Source organism: Rhodococcus sp. APC 3903 (genome assembly GCF_030407755.1).
GTDB classification, from domain to species: domain Bacteria; phylum Actinomycetota; class Actinomycetes; order Mycobacteriales; family Mycobacteriaceae; genus Rhodococcus_F; species Rhodococcus_F erythropolis.
In genome coordinates, this window is the sequence record NZ_JASDCV010000024.1 from 1309 (window position 1) to 20515 (window position 19207).

The 19207-nt window shown below is 60.0% G+C and carries 16 protein-coding genes and 1 pseudogene; 5 read left to right on the top strand and 12 right to left on the bottom strand.

The window, feature by feature from the left end; translation table 11 throughout:
* Both QMA15_RS26585 and QMA15_RS32850 read left to right on the top strand, forming a co-directional pair.
* A partial coding sequence (locus QMA15_RS26585; protein ID WP_290287188.1) for a hypothetical protein occupies positions 1-212 on the top strand: 212 nt, incomplete at its 5' end.
* A gap of 246 nt (positions 213-458) precedes the next feature.
* A pseudogene (locus QMA15_RS32850) lies at positions 459-698 on the top strand (isochorismatase family protein); the annotation flags it as partial.
* Positions 699-728: 30 nt separating this feature from the next.
* On the opposite strand, the gene QMA15_RS26590 reads toward QMA15_RS32850, so the two are convergent.
* Both QMA15_RS26590 and QMA15_RS26595 read right to left on the bottom strand, forming a co-directional pair.
* Positions 729-1304: an AAA family ATPase gene (locus QMA15_RS26590; protein WP_290287190.1), complete on the bottom strand. Its 576-nt coding sequence runs from the start codon at positions 1302-1304 to the stop codon at positions 729-731.
* Positions 1301-1678, bottom strand: coding sequence for a hypothetical protein (locus QMA15_RS26595; protein WP_290287191.1), 378 nt, complete (start codon positions 1676-1678; stop codon positions 1301-1303). The genes QMA15_RS26590 and QMA15_RS26595 overlap by 4 nt, the downstream gene beginning before the upstream one ends.
* Positions 1679-2375: 697 nt before the next feature.
* Between QMA15_RS26595 and QMA15_RS26600 the strand changes: the two genes are divergently transcribed.
* On the top strand, positions 2376-2792 hold the full coding sequence (locus QMA15_RS26600; RefSeq protein WP_356702439.1) for an SDR family oxidoreductase: 417 nt from the start codon (positions 2376-2378) through the stop codon (positions 2790-2792).
* 144 nt (positions 2793-2936) lie between these two features.
* Positions 2937-3284, top strand: a complete 348-nt coding sequence (locus QMA15_RS26605) for a hypothetical protein (protein ID WP_290287193.1) — start codon at positions 2937-2939, stop codon at positions 3282-3284.
* Between the two features lie 471 nt (positions 3285-3755).
* Here QMA15_RS26605 and QMA15_RS26610 read toward each other — a convergent pair whose 3' ends face one another.
* Positions 3756-5744 carry a cutinase family protein gene (locus QMA15_RS26610; RefSeq protein ID WP_290287195.1) on the bottom strand — a complete coding sequence of 663 codons (1989 nt, stop codon included), beginning with the start codon at positions 5742-5744 and terminating at the stop codon, positions 3756-3758.
* 263 nt (positions 5745-6007) lie between these two features.
* Here QMA15_RS26610 and QMA15_RS26615 point away from each other — a divergent pair, with 263 nt between their 5' ends.
* Complete coding sequence (locus QMA15_RS26615; RefSeq protein WP_290287197.1) at positions 6008-7078, top strand: PDDEXK nuclease domain-containing protein; 1071 nt, start codon at positions 6008-6010, stop codon at positions 7076-7078.
* Positions 7079-7205: 127 nt separating this feature from the next.
* Here the strand turns inward: QMA15_RS26615 and QMA15_RS26620 are convergent, their stop codons facing one another.
* From QMA15_RS26620 to QMA15_RS26660, 9 genes are all read right to left on the bottom strand, one after another.
* A complete protein-coding gene (locus QMA15_RS26620) occupies positions 7206-8003 on the bottom strand; it encodes a hypothetical protein (RefSeq protein WP_007733683.1) in 798 nt (265 codons plus the stop codon).
* Positions 8003-9853, bottom strand: coding sequence for a hypothetical protein (locus QMA15_RS26625; protein WP_290287200.1), 1851 nt, complete (start codon positions 9851-9853; stop codon positions 8003-8005). The genes QMA15_RS26620 and QMA15_RS26625 overlap by 1 nt, the downstream gene beginning before the upstream one ends.
* 28 nt (positions 9854-9881) lie before the next feature.
* The gene (locus tag QMA15_RS26630) at positions 9882-10181 is read right to left on the bottom strand and encodes a type II toxin-antitoxin system PemK/MazF family toxin (RefSeq protein ID WP_290287202.1); all 300 of its coding nucleotides are present in this window, start codon (positions 10179-10181) and stop codon (positions 9882-9884) included.
* Entirely contained in the window at positions 10181-10417 is a 237-nt protein-coding gene (locus QMA15_RS26635) for a YlcI/YnfO family protein (protein ID WP_133729175.1), read from the bottom strand. Before QMA15_RS26635 ends, QMA15_RS26630 begins: the two co-directional genes overlap by 1 nt.
* A 432-nt stretch (positions 10418-10849) precedes the next feature.
* Positions 10850-11383: a TetR/AcrR family transcriptional regulator gene (locus tag QMA15_RS26640; protein ID WP_290287339.1), complete on the bottom strand. Its 534-nt coding sequence runs from the start codon at positions 11381-11383 to the stop codon at positions 10850-10852.
* Positions 11384-11585: 202 nt separating this feature from the next.
* Positions 11586-12560 (bottom strand): DUF2637 domain-containing protein, encoded by a 975-nt coding sequence (locus QMA15_RS26645; RefSeq protein WP_290287205.1) that lies wholly within the window; start codon positions 12558-12560, stop codon positions 11586-11588.
* Between the two features lie 631 nt (positions 12561-13191).
* Positions 13192-13344 (bottom strand): hypothetical protein, encoded by a 153-nt coding sequence (locus QMA15_RS26650; protein WP_007733689.1) that lies wholly within the window; start codon positions 13342-13344, stop codon positions 13192-13194.
* 158 nt (positions 13345-13502) lie between these two features.
* Positions 13503-14285: a ParA family protein gene (locus tag QMA15_RS26655; RefSeq protein WP_007733691.1), complete on the bottom strand. Its 783-nt coding sequence runs from the start codon at positions 14283-14285 to the stop codon at positions 13503-13505.
* A gap of 4273 nt (positions 14286-18558) precedes the next feature.
* The gene (locus QMA15_RS26660; RefSeq protein ID WP_007733695.1) at positions 18559-18816 is read right to left on the bottom strand and encodes a hypothetical protein; all 258 of its coding nucleotides are present in this window, start codon (positions 18814-18816) and stop codon (positions 18559-18561) included.
* Between the last annotated feature and the right edge of the window lie 391 nt (positions 18817-19207).

Here is a 19207-nt window from a genome sequence, read left to right on the forward strand (position 1 = left end):
GCCGGTGGCCGGTGGCCGGTGGCCGGTGGCCGGTGGCCGGTGGCCGGTGGCCGGTGGCCGGTGAGAGTGTCACGTCGAGGTCCTTTGCTGTCGCCAGTGGGCATGAGAGTTCCGGGGAGCGGTTGGGTAAGTTGCCGGTTACTGCGGAGGATCTTCGCGGCCTCGCGGAGGTTGCGGGCTGTGTCCTCGACGTCGGTGACACGTACGGTTAATCCGGCCCGTCATCGGACACCGTGTCCGTAACTGCACCCAAAGAGGTATGCCATGGATACGAGCCGGCGGCAGGTTTCGAGGGACGGATAGAACTCCCACGGATCGGCGAGGGCCGGTGAACGGATCGTGTGGTCGCAGCGGTCGACTGTGGATCGAAGCGACAGACGGCGGCACGTTTGCAGCGCGAACATCACCCCACCGCACGCCAATCGCCCTCCGGAATAGTTCACTGGCACACTCGCATCGTGCCCTCGTTGACAGCTCTTATCGTCATAGACCTGCAGGTAGGAGTGTTGGCTGGATGCTTCGACGCTGCCGCGATCCTCAACCGCACCGCGAACCTCGTCGACCGCACTCAAGCGGAGGGAGTCCCGGTCAGCTGGGTTCAAGCTCACGACAACTTTCTTGACGCCGGCCGACAACGCCAAACAACGAAGCTCTTCATAGAAGGCGAGGCGGCGTGGACGCTAGCACCGCCGCTCACGCAGGAGCTCGACAAGCCCGGGATCGAAAACCTACGTCGGCGCTCTCAGGAACTCGGCCGGAGTCCATGCCGGCCACGTAGTCTCGCCGACCGGATCGCCGTCGACGAACCGGGCAACAATGCGCGTGACATCCGGGGCAGTGTTGTCGTACACGGTCGCGTGGTCGGATCGATCGATCGCGTCGACGACCAACGACCACAGCCGGCCGAATCGCTCGCGAATCTTCACCTCCGGCACCGAATGCCCACCCTCGACAACCCGCTCGGCGACACGAGCCACCGACAACTCGACCGGAACCAGGACCACGTGGAGAACAACAACGAACCCGGCCCGGCGCGCACGGTCGATCAACTCCAATTCCGATGGATGCGAAAACACCGTCTCGGCGATGAATGACTCACCCCGATCGATCAGGACATCGCGCATGGTCGCCGCAATCCGTGCGGCCTCGTAGGAATGCTCCTCGGCCGCATCAGGCCAGCGATTTTTAGCGATCACATCCGCGTTGACAAGCACGCTGCCGGGAAGCAGGGGCGCGAGACGCTGCTCGACGAACGTCGATTTGCCGGCACCGTTCGGCCCGATGACAAGATCGAGACGTCTCACAAGACGATCTGCGAACCGTCAGGCAGATACTTGACGACCCGCCCGTGCTCGTCGAGCGAAATCGTAGCGCGCCCCTGAACTGCGCGATCAGAGACATGGTTACCTGTCGCGATCGATTCTTCAAGGGTCGCCGCGATCTCCGCGTTGAACACCGCGCCCTCCTCCGCGGAGAGCACGCTCAGTGGGGTACGACCGGCGAGGGCGGCCTCGACACGCTGACGTGCGACCTGTCGCTGGTTCGACACCTCACGACCGACCCGGGCCCAGTGCTCGAGCTGCTGGCGTGCCGAGCGATGCTCGCGCTGTCCTTCCGCTGCCGCGGCATCGACGAGCTCTGATGAGAATCTGGTGACCTTGTCGACGACTTCCGTCATGGCTCCTCCTTCGCTACAACACCCAAGTTCATTGTAGCAATTTGCTACAGGAAATATCCATGCGTGACTGCACACCGGACAGTACGAGGAAGGAGATGGCTGACTCTTGGACCCGCAGGACAGTTGGAGAATCCACCTGTCACGTCGACATCGACCGCTCCCGTCCTCGTCGCACGCGCAGCCAGATACCACCACTAACGGCCAGGCGTCCGATCATCCGGCGGAGATCAACGACAGCCCCTCACCGCCCCAACAGGTGCACTAAAAGTGAGCCGCGCCGCGGTCCCTCTCCGTTTCAGCGGCTTGAATCCTTCCGGCCCGCATCCACTCCGAACCGCAACCCTGAACCCTGCCGTGGCTCGTAGAACGAGAGGCCACAGGTATGACACACGACTGAATCGGACGAGTACCGGAATCCGTTGCACCACAACGATCTCGAGAACTTCGATACTAGCAAGCACCGAGCGCAGCGGGAATGGTCCGATGCCATCGCCGCGACGCACGGACGGCGCTTAGCGAAGTCCTGCCAGCGGCATCGGTGTAGCGGCCTGCAACCTGCTCGCGCAGCGCGGAAACCGCATCGTCGTAGCCGCCCTTTGACCCATTCAGAGCCTGTGAGGTTGTCGCGCGATTACCCGAGGGCGGCGACCTCGGGATCAGTGCAGACGCTCGGTCAAACGAATCCGTAAATAACCTGGTGGCAGCGACATTGGGAAGATACGGGAGAATCGACGGAGTGGAAGCATGTGCCGGCGTCGTCGATCCTTCACCGTCTCATTCGGTGACCTACGAGTCCATCGAACGGCTACTCGATATTCACCTGATGGGCACAATCAGGATCGCACAAGCAGCATATCCACACTTGAAAGCTAGTGACAACGGTGCCATCGTGGCAATCTCGTCAATGGGAGTCCACCTAGGCATCCCCGAACGGCTCGGCTACAGCGCAGCCAAAGGCGGCATCGAGGCCGTCGTCAAAACACTTGCTTTTGCCGAACCTTCCGAGATTGCCGACGTGATCGCCTTTCTCTTTTCTCCGGCAGCCGGCTACTTCACCGGACAAGCAATCATCACCGACGGAGGGATGACGATCCAGGACCCCTGGCCGAAATAGATCAGGAAAGTTTCATTCCGGCCTACATGGTGAACGCGTTGGCGGCGTTGATCCCGTATCCGGAATAGAGTTCTGCCAGAACATAACTGAGCGCCCGAACCGTCTGACTATTCCGAATTGGAGCCAACTTAGGGTGGAAGCAATGTGATCAAGGACTTGGAGTGCGTGCGCCAGTGGGTGGGGATCGCAGGCGAAACCGTGTGGCCCGTCTTTGTCGGTACGGCGGTGTGGGGACTGGCGTTCGGAGGCGCCGCCACCCTTCTTCAAACCGCATCAGCCGAGGCTGCAGGTGCTTCGGGCGACGTCGCTCAATCTCGCGTGGTGACATTTTGGAACATCGGCATCGCCGGTGGCGCCATCCTCGGCGGGCTTCTGCTCGATTCCTCCGATGCGGGTTCATTGCCCTGGGCTGCATTCGCTTTGGTCGCCGCCGCACTCGTCGCGACATCAACTTCACGCCGCCAGGGATTCACCAGCCCTCTCCGAAAGTAAAGAAACTATGAATACCATTGCGCAGCAATCGCATATCGTGCAGAACTCCGAACGCACGCTCTGCGTGCGCGGATCGATCCGGAAGTCAGAAGCGGTCTCGACGCGAGGCTCTCCGTGCTCTCCGTCACCGGCCCCGGCGGTTTTCGCAATTTCCCCCTCGATCAGCGCCGAACAATGTATGCAGACAACAACGCGGCCGCATTGGTGGCCGACCCCCTTGACTCGTCCATTTCACACAACGACGAGCTGATTCCCGCCCACCTCTGTGAATCCATCCGTGTCCGAATGTATCGACCCGTACCGCGGACCATCATCACCCGAAAATGACCGACTGCGCTGCGGAATAAGCTCTGTGAGGGCGCGATAATTCGTTTTAGCCCGCCCGAGCATCGCTCCTGGTGAAATAGCCGCGGTGTTGGCAGTGGGCGCGCATACTCCACCGAGAAACCGGGTAGCGGGCGCGGCATCTGGTCATCTTGCACGTGCGATCTGCAGGTTGAGCCAGTCGGAGATCCACTGGATCGCGTTGCGGCCGGCGTTGTCGACGACGAGCGAGTTGTAGTTCTGGTGTGCTCCGGAGGCGAAGAAGGACGCCGCGTCGAGCCCCTCCCCTACCAGCGAGGCAATGGCGTTTGCGCCCGGTGAGTTAGCCATCGTGGTCAACGAACCAGCCAGTGCTGGAAGATCCAGATTCTGCGCCTGAGTGGTGATGGTGGCGGCCGTCGAGGACTGCTTGCCGAGCAATGTCGGATCAGTCTTCGTAGCTTTGCCGGACAGCATGTTGACCGCGACAGCGGCGAGTTCGAGTCCGACCGGGACGAGGCCGGCCATGGCAGCTCCGGCTCCGAGGGGGTCGGGGAGCTGTCCTAGCGGCGGTAACAGCTTCTCGACTGCGGCCCAAGCGATTTCCTGCACCTGCCCAACGAGGGTGGCGAGCCTGATGATGTCGACTCCTCCCAGGATCGACGCGGCGAGCGCGGCGACCTGCGAGTAACCGGACGGATCCGGGATTACCGACAGGACCTGCGAGACCCATTTCAGATCGACACCGGCGGCCATCTTCACCAGCGGGGAGAGCTGGTTGTTCAGATCTCCTGCGACCGTGTGTGCGCCTTGCGCGTCGAGCGCGGCGACCTTCTGCGGGAGAAGGTTCAGGTTCGCCAGGATCGCAGGCATATCCAGGGAGGTGAGCCCGGTGGCGACGCCCAGGACTTGGTTGATGACCGCCGTGGGTTTGAGTAAGGAGAGGATTCTGGAGGCGGAACTGAGGACGTCGCTCGGTGTTGTTGCGAGCGGGGCGATCTGGTTGTCGAGGGTGCCAGCGGCGGTCGATAGGGAGGTCAGGTCCGGAGATGAGGCAGGCAGCGTCGTGGAGCCCTTGCTGGCGAGCGTGCTCGCGGTGTCGGCGATCGCGGTCACTGTCGCGAGCGCGCTGCTGAGATCAGATTCTCCGGCCTTGTCTAGAACGTGGCTGGCATTGTTTTCGGCTGTTCCGGCGGGAGCTGCAGCGAGCTGCCCGTTCGCCGCAGGGTTGGCGGCTCCGGAGCCGAGTAGTTCCGCGAGCGGACTGATGGTGTTCGCCAGAGTTGTCGCGCTGGAGGCGACCTTCTCGAGGTCGACTGTGCCGTCCGTCTTCGAGAGTTCACTGGTCAGATTGCCAGTGGCTGTGGCGAGGCTGGGAAGGTCGGCTTGGGAGAAATCCGACGCTAGCGCGGTGGCCAGGTGTGAATTGTCGCCTACCTGGCCGTCAACTCCAGCACTCGGAGCTTTGGTGAGCACTGAACCCAGCGATCCGAGCAGCGGGCTCGAACCTTTTTGGATCGAGCAGTAGAGGTCTTTCGGATCGCAGATCGACGCGACCCGGCCCGACAGCTTCCCCATGCCCTGCGGCCGCGGATCGGCGATCCCCTTTCCTGACGGCTTCGGGCCGATGACTGCTTCGCCGTTCGTTCCGGAACCGGGATCGGCGAGAAGCCCGACCGCGAGGACTTGCTCTGCCTTGATGGGGCCGGAGCCGTTGCCGATTTCAGAGGCAAGATCACCTGCGATGTCCGCGCCCTGGGAATAGCCGGTGATGGTGAATTTGGTGTCGGAGCATTTCGTTGCGATCTCGGCGATCACGTCCTTCGCCCTCGTCAAACCATCAGATTTGCTGTCTGCGTAGGTTTTTCCGTTGTCGAAGGCTCGGGCCATGTACGGCAGAGTGTGGACCTGTGCCGCGCTACCGTTCGTGTCCGCGATGCTGTGGGCGATCGGTTTGAGCATACCGACCGGGATCGAGGGATCGGCGTCTTCTGCGGTTTCCCAGGTTCCGGGGATGAACAGGTTGAAAGTCTTCGAGCATCCGTTTGATTGGGCGGACGCGATGCCCGGCGACATCAAAGCGATGGAGGCTGCGACGACTGTTGCCGTCATCAGCATGCATACCGGACGGTGGATGGTCGAACCTAGGAACGGCATGAGAACCTTTCTCGACCAGGGAACACGGTGTACCTGTCCGCGCGCGGGCAGGTCTGAAGCGCCCGATTTCAGGTGAGGGCCGCTATAGTGCTGGACGTATTCACTCCGATCAATCCGCCCTGTGAAGAACTGAGCTGTACGAGGGCCGGGTGATCCTGCGTCTAGCGCGCATCCAAGCCCGAGTCGCCGTTCCTGCGGGCTGAGGTGTCCAGTGGGGGCATGTCCGGTGGGCGTTCCCAACAGCGCTGGGTAAAGATGGATGGGTGAATGCTCCAGCCGAACTGCCCGCCGACTATGCCCAGTTTCTCGACCATCTCAAGTCGCAAGTTCGGCAAGCGCGAGTTCGCGCCACCCGAATCGTCAACACCGAACTGCTCAGCCTGTATTGGGACATAGGGCACGCGATCGTGCAGCGTCAAGAGGCCGAGGGCTGGGGTTCAAAGGTGATCGACAGGCTCGCCGTCGATCTTCGATCGGCCTTTCCCGACATGCGTGGGTTGTCGCGGACCAATCTGAAGTACATGCGGCAGATGGCGAGCATCTGGGGGCGCGATGCAATTGGCCAACAACCTGTTGGCCAATTGCCGTGGGGTCATGTGACGGTATTGCTCGACAAGCTGGATAACCAGTCCGACCGCGACTGGTATGCATCAACGGCTGCTGAACACGGGTGGTCGCGCAATGTGCTGCAAAATCAGATCAACAGCGGTTTACGGCGCAGGATCGGTGCGGCACCGTCGAATTTTCAGGACCATCTTCCGGCCGAGGATTCTGATCTCGCTCAGCAATTGGTGCGTGACCCGTACGTCTTCGATTTTCTCGACATCACCGAACGTGTCGCGGAGCGGGAGCTGGAGTCCGCGCTGATGCGTCGGCTGAAGCAGTTCCTCCTCGAGCTGGGACACGGGTTCGCTTTTGTTGGACGCCAGTACCATTTCGAGGTCGGTGATCAGGATTTCTATATCGACTTGCTGTTCTTCAACTGGGTGCAAGCGAGGTTCGTCGTCGTCGAGTTGAAGGTAGGCAGGTTTGAGCCGGAGTATGTCGGGAAGCTCGGCTTCTATGTTTCGTGGATCGACGACAACCTCCGCAACAAGGACATCCACGCCCCGACTGTGGGAATCTTGCTCTGCGCCGGTCGCAACGACAACGTCGTCCGGTATTCACTTGCCGGGACAACTGCACCCCTCGCCGTAGCCGACTACACCTATGAGACTCTCCCCTCCCAGGTTCGCGATCTCGTCCCTACCGACGACGAGATCGCGGCAGCTGTGGAAGCCACCGTCTCCGAACTCGACTCCCAACTGCCCGTCAAACCTAACAACTCCGACTGAGAGGCGCCATTCGATTCCGAACCTGGCCGACATATCCACTGGTGCCGAGATCGCCACCGGTGGTTCGCACGAGGGTCTGCGAACGAGATACCTGGTCCTGCCCGGTGCGTCGAGGGGCAGGGCAGTTCTATGTCCAGTCGATGTGGACGGATTCGATGGAATCGAAGTGAAATCCGAAGGTGTCGCCGTACTGGTCGAATCCCTTGTTTTCAGGGTAATCCATCGTGGCGTGACGTTCGAGGATGGCAACCACCCGGGCATGATCGTCGTTGGCCAAAGCCATGGCGAGTTCGCGTGTTTCGTCGAGACTGAAGGGGCTGTCGGAGTTCGCGAAGTCGAGGGTACGCACTCGGTAGTCGTAGCCTTCTTCGGAACCGTTGCGGACGGACACTCCCCCGCGGACTCGGATGGTGGCCTTTTTGGGTTGCCCGTCGGGTCGTAGGACGCCGGCGCGGTCCATGATGTCGCGAGCTTTGACGTTCTTGAGTTTCTTTTTCGCGTCAGCGCGCAGCTCGTTCGTTTCGCCGGAACGGTAGCGAGAGACCGCTGATCGTGAACGGCCGATTTTCTTTGCGACAGCGTCGATTCCACCGAGGCGTTCGATGGCGGCTCGCCGTTGTGCACGTTCGGTGACGTCGGGGTGCGGGATTCGTCCTTGCTGCGCCCAGCGGCGCAGTGTTCGGTCAGATGGGGGCTTTCTCCCGGCGTCGACAGCTGCTTGCCGTAGGCCTTCTTTACCGATTTCGGTACGGATCTGGCGTACGGAGACTTTGCTGGTGAGTCCGGCTAATCCCCCACTTTTGACCGATTTGGACTTTTCGATACCGCTGGTTGCTGCTGTCGAGACGGATACGTTGAGTCCGTCCAAGCCGACGGTCTTTTGTGCGGGTTTGGTAGATCGTGGTTTCGGAAGATGCAGGGCCACTATATGTTTCCTTCATCTTCGTCGGTGAACGCAGCTTTGAGTGCGAGGTTGATCTCGTGGGTGTCGCGGGCGTCGGTCAGCATGACGGTTATGTTTTCGGTGAGCGGGGCGCTCTTTTCCAGAGTCATTTTCCCGAGTGCGTCACTCTCGTCTGCGATGTCGATGCCCGGGGGCAGGGGGTAGACCCAGGAGTCGGTGACGGTGCGCAGTGGCCAACGCCCGGTTTCGCGTGCGATGCGCATCGCGACGCGGCGGCCTCGCCAGCGGCAGTGTGCGATGATCGCTGCTCGCCAGAGCGGTTGGTGATGGTGTTGCATTTGTTTGGCGGTCCACATGTCGGGGTTGACCATTCGGCCGATGTAACCCTTGTAGCAGGCGCCGATGAACCGTTTCATTGCTGTGTCGCCGGTGTCGACGGCAACTTTGCGGGCCTCTCTCAAGATTTTCGCCCACTTGTCGAGGGCTCGACCCTGTTCGGGGTAGACCCACGCTTCTGCGATGTCGAGGTCGTCGAGTTCTGCGCCGATTCCGCCATCGGCGATGGACGTTTGAAGTGCATCGAGGCTGACGGTGGTGATCCAGGTCTGCACAGGTTGGTCGGCGAGCATGTGTGGGTGAGGCAACGGTAGAGCGGGTGGGAGCGCCAGCATGTCACCCGGTGGGAGGGTTACACGCCAGAGTCCGAACGGGGTTTTCGATTGCCGCGCAGCGTCGAGCGCGTTCTCGCCGCGAAGATGTCGAGGTTTTCCGTAGCCGAATTCGAGCATGCCAGCCGAAGCGAGGTACGCAGCTCGTTGGTCTATCGATACCAGTTGTGTTGCATCGGAAAGTTCTTCGAGGTCCGGGATGCGGGTCCATCCGACTGCAGGTTCGAGATCTCCGCGGGGTTCACCGTCCAGCGGTGGGACCGGTCCACCGACAGTGACGACGATTCCTTTACCGCTGCGGGTGCGGTCGCGTTTGATCTTGTCGACGATGGCGGCGCCGGTGCGTGCTGGGGTGGGGCCGGGTAGCACGCCGAGGTGTTGTGCACACCAGGCGAGTCGGCGTCCCAGTTCCTGCGCAGCGGGGAGGTCGTCGTCGGGGAGGTAGGTTCCGGCGGTGGGTGATCCGAGGATCCCCATGTCCCCCACGCGATTGCCCCATCCGAAGTCTTTGTTCCAGTAGGTCCACACGTAGGGTTCGATGAAAATGTCGACCATGGATGTGAAGTTCCCGGTGGTGCGGGAGAGGTGAACGACGTGGCCGGGTTCTCCGCGGAGTTCCCATCCTGCGGTCAGCATCGGGGTCAGCGTGGCGTGGAGGATCGCGGTGAGTTCTTCGGCAGCGCGGGTGCGGAGGATTTCCATGTCGTCGACGTCGTCTTCGCTGCCTGGGTCGATGATCCATCCGAGCATCTCGCAAGCTTCGATTCCGACTATCCAGATCTGTGCCGGTGCGCCCAGCGGGGTGAGCGTTGCCCATCTGATGAGTTTGTCGAGTTTTTCGATGGAATCGACTGGGCCGGTGAGTGTGTGGCCAGATGGTGTGTAGGTGCCGGCTGCTGTGACAATAACGGCGTGGCCGTCTGCTGCCTCGCTGGCGGGAGGAAGGGCGGCCGGTTCGGTTGCGCCCCGTTCTGACGCCTGGGTGGGTTCCGTTTCCATTCCGTTGGCGCGCTCATCCAGAGGGGCGATGACGTCGTCGGTCCGGGGGTGCTCCGCAACCCCGGAATCCGTTTCGAGACAAGCGGTGTCGTCAACGTCGAACAGAGAAGGCTGATCGGGTTCGGGAACTTCGTCCGAACGAGTAGCGGATTCTGGTGGCTCGAGCTCGAATAGCGTGAACTGCTCCCCTTTCTTCAGCGCCATGTTTCATCCTTTCCGTTCACTGTCGTCATCATTCGAGATCGAAGGCGGCGCGCACGGCTATGGACAGTGATTCCTCTTGCGCTGGAAGAAAATAACCGATGATGTTGCCGAGTGCACTCACGGGAATGGTCGTGATGTGGTCGCAACTGACCACCGCGTCGGCGGATAGTCCGTTAGCGGCGCTGACGGACACCTCGGTGGACAGTCCTCGGATCTCGCCGGTGATGGGCGCTACCGTGACGGTCCCAAGGTGTGGACGGACCATCCCTCGGGTGAGTACGAGGACCGGCCGAACTGTGTCGAGGTTGGCTTCATGAATTGGTCGCATCACGTCAAGCCTGTTGGCTGTCGATTCACGGCGTGGTGAGCGAGGGGGCTCAGATCATGTTCGGATGTTGCGGCCGAGAGGATCTCCGCGTCTCGTGCGGCTATCTGACGGCGACGCTCCCGTTCGAGCGCGCGCAACACTAGTGAGGCTCGCGAGGCGGCGCGATGTTCCCTGACTTCGTCGTCGAGAAATTCCACGATCTCGTCCGGTAGTCGTACCGCGATCTGCGTGCTCATATGCTGATGGTACCGAAGTGGGATTCGTTTTGGTACCACCATCGCGTGCGAGTTCTGGAACCAATCATTTCAACGGGAGGCAAGGGCCGATGAAGTACTCAGCGGCCCCGACGCGGCACACCTTCCCACGCACACGGTTTCCGCTGTCTTCTATCGGTCGATCTCTATCTGGTGTCCTTCAGTCTCAGTGACGGTCCCATCGATGGTGACATCTCCACGTCGGTACGGCTCGGATCGCTGAAATATTCGCTATGAGACAAAGCTCTACGAGGTTCGACTCTCGATGTCAGGCACTTTGTCACTCCCCTCGACGACACGACTGCCTCGCTACCGGCGAGGAATTAGCAGTACACCGTGCACACGGTTGGCGACGTCACCGCGAGGATTGAGTCCGGTTCCTCTCCCCTACTCACGACCTCGCCAGCGCGCGGACTACGCATCTGAAATCAAATACGCGTTCACTAAGTCGTCGATGCGTGAAGTGAAATCTCCAGGGTCGCCCAGTACCTGTATGACTTGAACTGCGCCGATAAATCCCGCGCACAGATTCGCTGCCAGGCGCTGGGCGGCAGAGGCGGGAAGCTGTCCGTCTGCGATCGCAGTATCGACGAGTCGGCTGACGAGTTCCACCCACTCACGGAACGCGGGTGGGGCAATATCGAGACCTGCTTCTGTGGTGAGCCTGAGGCCGGCTCGGGCCAGGGCATCGTCGGCTATAAGCGCCGCTGAACCGTAGAAGAATGCAGCCAACTTCTCGATCGCTGGTATTGCTGATTCGTCGGTTGATTGTCGGATTCCGCCGAGCGCGGTCAACCAGTGGTTGATGAGTTCTCGCGCGATCGTTTCCTTGGAGTCGAAGTGGAAGTACACGGCTCCTTTCGTGGAGGCAGCCTCCGCAACGATGTCGTTCATGGAGGTAGCGGTGTACCCATCGATCGAGAAGGAGCGTGCAGCTGCCTTGAGGATCTTTGCCTACGTCTCGTGCGCTCGCTGTTGTCGGGGTCGCTGGCGCGGTTCGGGCGGAACGATCACGCGGTGTCGGTCGTCTGGGTCGGTCAACGCGGGTTCCTTACCTGCAGTCTGTGGGCACTCTGCTGTCGTCAACCCCTCCATGATGATGCAATTCCTGGCGCTCGGGAACCTTGGCGTTGGCGGGTTGCGGCGCTACTCACGTTGTAGTGACGAGTTGGTCGGTGAACTGGGTGTCGGAGGCTCGCATGTCGATGAGCGGCGGGTTGTCGAAGCCAGCCGCTCGGGCCGCGGTATCGAACTTTTCGTATCGGCGCCACGAAGTCGATGTTGCAACAGGAGGGTTGGACGTCTGGGCGATCATCTCCCAGGTGAGAGTCGGGTCTGCAAGCTTGCGTCGTGCGGTGTCCTTGACAGCGTCGGGCAGGTCCGATGTGGCAATGAACCATTCGAGTTCGGCGTGCGCCACCGCCTCTACGTTCGACGGCTCCGGGTCCACTGAGGACCTCGTTTGTTCGGAGGGGCTCGGGTGCGGAGCGCTTTCCTGCGCGTCATGCGTTTCTGCGACGCCTAAAGAATGCTGGGCTCCTACAGCTGTTTCGTTGCGCATCACGACGCTTTGCGTAACAACCGCACCCACACCTGCAGCAGCATTGTCGATCTCGATCTTGTAGTCGGAATATGCAATACCCGTTGCTTTGATCAGGATTCCCAGACCGTGCGTGAAGGCGAGTACGAGCACCGGCGGAATGACCGCGATCATGGCAGCAACGGCCGGGTCGAGAGGCGTGTAGCCGATACTCTGACCTGCCGCAACGGCCTGTTGCGCAACTGTTGCCGAGTGGAACGCATGGTAGGCGTTCCCGAGGATGCTGATCGCGACCACCGCAACAGCAACAGCAACGTAGAAGTACTTGTCGCGTCGATGCATCTTCAGTTTGCTCAGAATGACGATGGCGACAGTGGATCCGAAGATTGCACTGTCAACGATGACGGGAAAGATCCATGCGAGGTTTTCGGGGATGGTTCCTTGGCGCGCGAGGTCCCGTTGGACCGCGAAGGAGAGGACAAATGCGCCTGCGGTGATCCCGATTGCGATGAAAATCGCGATGAGAAGTGCGGCGATCAGTGCTCCAAGCTGGATCCGCGCTGCGCGCAGACTAAAATCACCCATGATCGGGTTTTCCTTCCTACAAGGGGTGTTCTCGGTCTGGAGTCCCGCTGGTTGCCGCCGGCGGGACTCCTCCTGGTTTCGGAAGACTTCTTCTGGTTGTACTCCTGCGTTTCGTCCGTTTTGCGTGCGGTGAGGGTTGACAGCGATTTCTGGCGGACGCATCCGAGAGTCGACTGATGCTTTTTGCGTCGCACTCAAAGCACGTCAGTGATGTCGTTCCAGCTGCGTGCCTGTTGATCTCAGAGGGACGTGGGGTGGTCTGCAATTTTGCGTGAGAATTGCGTGACTGCAACGGATTGTTCACGCAATTTGCTCCAGGCTTGCGCTGCCAAGGCTTCCAAGTTCTACAGAACGGGCAGTCAGCAGATGAGAGGGACATGGCATTGCGCGCGCACAGCAAGGACTTCCCGCCCCGGCGGTTCACCTCCCGCCCGCACCCGACAGCCGTTCTCACTATCGAGGTCCTTGGAACTGTCCCCCACACATGCCTACTCGGCTGTCGTACCAGGCGCCTCTAATTAGGTCTTCCAGCCGAAACACACGATGCCCTCGCCCGGGGCCGAACTCCACAATCAAGAATCAAGACAACCCATCATGCGTGCACGCAGTGCACGCCATGCACGCGGGCCTCTTATAGTCCTCTGGCCTTCAAGTATTCGTCCAGCGCGGCCTCGGTCATCGATGCCTCGCTGATTTCGCGATCGCCAGTCTCGTACCGCAATTTGTCGACGCCACGCCGGAGGCGATCCTTCGTCGAAGGTTTGATGCGCGTGTTGTGGGTCATCGACAGCTTCTCCTCCTCATCTTTGCGGGCACTGAGATCCGCTGAAGGCGATGGTGGCGTAGCTGCAGGTGCCGCAGGGGTCGCGTCTCCCCTGGGCGGACGTTCCGGGATGAGTTCAGCCGGATGTGTCTTACGAATTGCAGGTTCCCGCTTCACGCTCATGCCGGGGCTCCGATCACGATGGGCAACTCAGCGAGCAAGTCACTGTAGGCAAGTTGCAGCGTCAGTGCTTTCCCACCCTTGAACTGGTGAATCGGAGTGCGATTCGAGTGCGCGTCCTGGCGGGCCGCGAGTTCCGGGATCGATGTCTTGGCGACGAGTGAGCCGTAGGTCTCCCGTAGCTCGCTCTCTCTGAACTCATGTTCGCCGGTGGATCGTTTACGACTGATCACGATCTTGTCGAATTCCAGCTTCGGGTTCGCCCGTTTACGAACGGTGTCGATTGTCTCTTCGAGCTTCTGAACGCCGCCGACACTGTCGATTGTGGGTTCGGTGATGGCGACAACGCCATCTGCTGCAATAAGAACCGCAAACAGCACCTTGCCCATATTGGGAGGGCAGTCGAAAAGCACAGCGTCATAAGGAGAAAGGTCGAGTCCTTCGAACGCAACGTCTAGGCGAAACACCAGGTCATTCGACCCATCCGATTCGATTTTGCCGAGCTCTTCGTCTGCGGGAATGAGGTCGACGCCATCCCATGGGGTGGCAATGATCGCCTCGGCTGCAATGCCTTCCCTGGTCTGGTTCATCAGGTGGTAGGCCGTCATCATGCCCTCTTCGAGAGTGACGCCGAGGCCACCGGTCGTATTGCCCTGTTGGTCCATGTCGACGACAAGTACTTTTCCGCCGACCGCGGTGATGGCGCTGGCAAGCCCGAGAGTGGAGGCCGTCTTGCCTACGCCACCCTTCTGGTTGCCGAGTGCGATTTTGCGTGGCTGCATTGCGGACCTTTCATCGAGGGCGTTGACACTTGCTAGGCGTGCATTGCGTGTAAACCACGCGCTGCACGCAATATGTGCATTGCTTGCTGTGTGCGCAATCCACGCTGTACGTGGGTTGCATGCAGACTGTGCGTTACGAGCAATCCAAGCATTGCATGCTACGTCTGCTCCGCTCGCGAAACACGCACACTGTGCATTACGTGCGCGCGTAGCATAACACGCATGTCATGCGTGACATACAAGCCACGCACTCTGTGCGTGTCATGCACGAATTGCATCAAGTGCAACCCTTGCGTTCAACGCGTGCAATGCTCACCACGCGTTCGCTGCAACCCGTGCATGTCATGCTCGCCACGCTATCCATGCGTCGTCAGCACGCCCCGCGTGCGTTGCACACAATGCATACCTCGCACTCCAAGCACCCATTACATGCAACGCATGGCATGCTTTGCACGCACCGCTCGCAGTGCTCCCTCCGCACGCACGCGGTGCTCTGCATGCGGTTCACACAACGCACGCAAAGCACGCACCGCGCGTGATGCGAAGTATGCACGCATGCCACGCAGAGCTAGCCGAACACGCCTTGCATGCATGCACGTCCTTCACTTCTGCATGCAGTACACGCATTGCGTGAACACGCAAAATAGCAGGTCAATGCTCTCACTGGCATCGAACGAATCGAAACATCACCCGCGCGCGATACACATTGTTGCGAAAGCTCGGCCGACCGGGAGCAGCTTGGCTGCCACGATCACCCGATAGCGCGACGTTTCAGACACCGAATCGAAACGTGTGACAGTCCGTCTCCGTCAGATTTTCGTGGAAGCCGAAGGGACGCTATTGGGCAGCCAACTGACTAAAGGCGGAAATATCGGAATCAGCAATCTCCGCTGTGCGCACAGAACAAATTGCTCAACCGTCGCGAGCGGTCCTGCCCAGCCATCCGCCAATGCACCGCCCTTGCCGCGGATGGAAGGAACGCGCCAACCTTGCGAGGCGGGCAAGACAGCCTGCCACTTCAGAAACTTTCTGATGTTCGCGCCGGGCGCACTTCAATAGAACCCTGTACCCCTTTGAAGGCCAGAACATATTTCATTCCATCGGGGTCCGAACATCCAGGGCAGAAGGAAGGACTCACGTGAACCGCACGGATGGTGAAAAAACTGAGACATGCGTGGGACGAACAACCGCACTGATCGGGGGAGGGGTTCCAATTCTGTTGAGAGATACAGCCGACCGACTGCAGTCGGGGTGCTCATCTAACTCACGAACAACATTGCGGAATCATCTCAGGACACAGCGGGGCCCGCGATGAAACGAAAATTCTGCGCGAAAGGTCGGTCGCGGTGTGAACCCGGACGTGTAAGGGAAGGGACGTGTGGAGATCCGGATCAGTCGAAGTTCGGCCGCGACGGAATCACCGAAGCGAGTCCAAGCAGGCACTAACTTTACGTCACAGTGACGAAATTAGGCTTGGGGACGGGGTGGGAAGAATCAGTTCCGTCAGGCTTGATTTCGCCGCTTTGCGAGCAGAACTTTCGGGGGAGTGGGCACATTTCGAATACAGCGACGCATGAATCGCAACGCCGAAACACACGCACTTCTCGACCGAGTGGGGGAGGGGATGGAGACAGCTTCCCGTCTACAAGTATCCCGTGCACGATGCCGGCGCTGCCGTGCCGACGGCTACGAACGACGCAAGGGGGCCCACCGTTTCACGCAACAGCGCTGCCATACATGCAATGCGTGCGTTGCAAGGCATGCATTGCATGTATGGCATGCGCGACCAGGATGCCTCGCAAAGCATGCGTCACACGCAGTGATCGCACCATGCTTCTCTGCACAAAAAGCCGTTTACCTGCGCAAATAAAGATGCTCAGTCAGGTACATGTCTCGGAGAGATAGATCGATAGACGATCCGAATACCTACGGGCGCGTCTGCATTGGAGGAAACGGCAGTTGTTTCAACCTCCTCTCGGATGTTGAACCCGTACCAGCGCGGCGTTCTTCAAGCGCAGAGAAGCAGACCGCCAGCCCGCCATTGACTGGCTTGGGCGGGGTCAGTTCTCCGAAAATGGCTGTGGAGCTCCGCGTATTAGATCAAAATGTTGTCCTCCGGGTTCTTTGTGTCCCGATCAACGTCGCCATGAGTATTTACACCTGTGGCGATCAGGGTGCTGTGCCACGGATCGCCACACTTCTCGGCAACGCTTGTCGATCAGCGTGAGGCGTGTTTTTCGGACGTGAATTGCTTGGCCGGATTGGGGCCAGTAAAGCCTCAATGCTGCTGCTTGCATGTCAGGTGTGCCCGAATGCTGGCTAGGATCTTGGCGCGGTGCTCCGGGTTCGCTGCCATTTTCGTACGCTGAACATGTGAGCTTTCAAGTAATTCTTGTTCCCTCTTTCGCGCCAGGTCGGCCGATTTACGCTGTTCACTGGGTGATTCTCCGGTCCAGTCGATCCCATCGAGCCTGCGTCTGAGGTATGCCAACGGTGAGATCAGGCTTGATCTTGTTGGCCAGATCCACCCCCGATCTGCTGTGTCTCGGGAAAGCGTCTGTGCAATGTCACGTCCTGTCCATCGCGTCGTATCGATCTTGACATCGCGGAGAAGATCACAGATCGCCCCGATATGTCCGGTCGGTCTGAGAGCCGGCGCATAGTTGACGAGTTCGGCTGCAGTCCTCTGAAGTGCCAGAGGCCGCGGTGTGATCCGAGAAGTGCTTCGTTTTTTTGTTGTGAGCTGGGCTCGCGCGTGCGCGCGTTGGTGAGTTCTTCCTAACGGAAGAACTTCAAAAGATAAAAAACCAACACTAGATAGGGTGTCAGTTCCTATCGGCCCTGGTCGACTGCTGTGGGGCTGATAGACGCGATTGACGTCGGGCCTCAGAGATTTGCGAGCTCTGTGGCGGGTTGCTCTTTCAGAGGCGCGAGACGGTCGCGTCTTGGCGAGTTTGCGCTGAGGTGTCGTTGCCACGATTGTTCGAGGGGATGACAGTGACCATGTCGATGCAGCGCGGTGCTGTTGACCCCCGTGATGGGCTTCAGCAGCCAGAAATTCCAGGGTTTTGAGGTTCCGTCCCCGGACCTGTTCGATGCCCATTCCCAGAGCGATGAGCACTCGCCTGGCGCGATTGACAGAGGATTCGCTGACTTTGGCCCGGGCAGCGATCGTTGATTTCGCTGCGGAGACCCCGCGGCCGGTGTGGGATTCGGCGAAATGTGCGTGAGCTTGTGCCACTGCGTAAGCCTTGTCGGGCTTGATCAGGTTGCGCGCGCACAATGCCTTGCCGGCCGGGCTGGTGGTGTGATGCCGGAATTGGCGGAGCCATTCCCTGCGTGATGTCCACACTGGAACGCGTGCTTGTTCCGTTGGCTCGACAGGTAGGGACCAAGAGCGTCCTCGCTGGTCAGTGGACTCGTTGAGTTGCCGTGTGGCGGATTCGAGGCGCGCGATACGTGAGAGAGCATCGTCGACTGCCGCTTGCCATTCGTCGACTTCTGTCGATTGAGGGACCGCGGATTGGGTGCCGATGTGCGACACGCCGAAGGTTGGTGATATGGAATGAGTTGGGCTGTATTCAGGGTATGCGCTACCCTGAGACGTACCTGCCATAGGTAAGTCCCTTCCAGGGGATGCAGTACGAGCAGAGAAAGCGCTAACTTTCGAAGCTCACCTCTCGAGAATGTTCGAGAACAGATGTCGGAGAACCTGCCAGTTCTCAGTCGACGTCAAGGACCTGCCAGTCCTTATTTCGCCGCGATGCGGTCCGCTCCCAATCACCCCCTTCGGGGGCCTTTGTGCTTTTCAAGAGGTCTGCGCTGTTTAGTTAGGTATCGGGGCACTTCGTTCGTTGTCGGCTAGGGGCGGCCTCCCTGTCTGCGGATCCGCTGTACGCGCGTTGCGGCCGCGGTTGTTCGGGTGGTCTGTTCGATCCGGCGGCCGCACGTCGGTACCGCTATGGGTACGGTGCTGGCTTGCTCGGATGGGACATTCGGGACGCGAAAGTGTGATCCGAGCGCCGCGAAAGCTGAAATGTGATCTGGACGTGCCGAGAATGACACCGCGAATACGTCCGCGAGTATGGCGGAATTGCGTTTCTGCGATATCATCGAGTAAGCACCGCCTCTTCCTTTCGAGGTAGTGGTGGTCACCGCCTCTTCCTTTACGGGGTTAGTGGTGGTCAGGGAGCTGGGAAGCTCTCACAACCGCATAAACGGACAGCCCCCGATGCCGCCAAGCCCTGGGGGTTGTTCGCTGTCTAGGGATAGTTCATGCGCCGACCGCAAGTTGCTCGATGCGGCGCAGTGATCCAGCTGCCTCGACCTCGAGAAGTCTCAGCTGGTCCGGATGCAGTTTGTCGATGATGTAGTCCGGGATGTCCAGTCCGTGGGTGATGGCCAGTATGAGCACGGAGTAATCCCCAGCAGGGATTCCGAGTTCGGCGGCCCGATCCTCGTACACCTTGTGCTGCTTGAGGGGAGCACGAGTCGCGATGTGTCCGCGAGGTCCCTTGTTGTGCTGTGCCATGAGGAAAGACTAGAACCAATCTGTAACTGATACGGGTAGGCGCGCTTGTTCGGTGTGTCGCGTGTGGTTGATGTTGCCATGGAGTTCTGAGGGATTTTGCGGCGGCCGCCTCACAGCCCGCCGCCTGCCCGACCAGGGAGGGGCTTGACGGACCACCTCTGCGGCTTTGCTGAAGGTGGAGTTTGGGTGCGTTGGCGGTCGGCGGTTCGATGATGGGTCTAGCGTCGGAATCGGGTTGGATTCTTCGGGAGCGGATGGAGATGCTTGGCTCTCATGCTGTCAGACGCCGGGGAGGTTCATGTGCGACTGAACGCGGGGGAGCGGTTATGTAACCCGCGTGTTGGACGGCGCTTCCGCAGGCTGCTGCCGTGTGTCGTGGAGATGGATGGAG

Coding starts and splice junctions, on each gene's coding strand:
- QMA15_RS26630 (WP_290287202.1), bottom strand. CDS start 10,181: ATGCGACCAATTCATGAAGCCAACCTCGACACAGTTCGGCCGGTCCTC.
- QMA15_RS26610 (WP_290287195.1), bottom strand. CDS start 5,744: ATGCCGTTCCTAGGTTCGACCATCCACCGTCCGGTATGCATGCTGATG.
- QMA15_RS26635 (WP_133729175.1), bottom strand. CDS start 10,417: ATGAGCACGCAGATCGCGGTACGACTACCGGACGAGATCGTGGAATTT.
- QMA15_RS26655 (WP_007733691.1), bottom strand. CDS start 14,285: ATGCAGCCACGCAAAATCGCACTCGGCAACCAGAAGGGTGGCGTAGGC.
- QMA15_RS26645 (WP_290287205.1), bottom strand. CDS start 12,560: ATGGGTGATTTTAGTCTGCGCGCAGCGCGGATCCAGCTTGGAGCACTG.
- QMA15_RS26595 (WP_290287191.1), bottom strand. CDS start 1,678: ATGACGGAAGTCGTCGACAAGGTCACCAGATTCTCATCAGAGCTCGTC.
- QMA15_RS26650 (WP_007733689.1), bottom strand. CDS start 13,344: ATGACCCACAACACGCGCATCAAACCTTCGACGAAGGATCGCCTCCGG.
- QMA15_RS26660 (WP_007733695.1), bottom strand. CDS start 18,816: ATGGCACAGCACAACAAGGGACCTCGCGGACACATCGCGACTCGTGCT.
- QMA15_RS26625 (WP_290287200.1), bottom strand. CDS start 9,853: ATGGCGCTGAAGAAAGGGGAGCAGTTCACGCTATTCGAGCTCGAGCCA.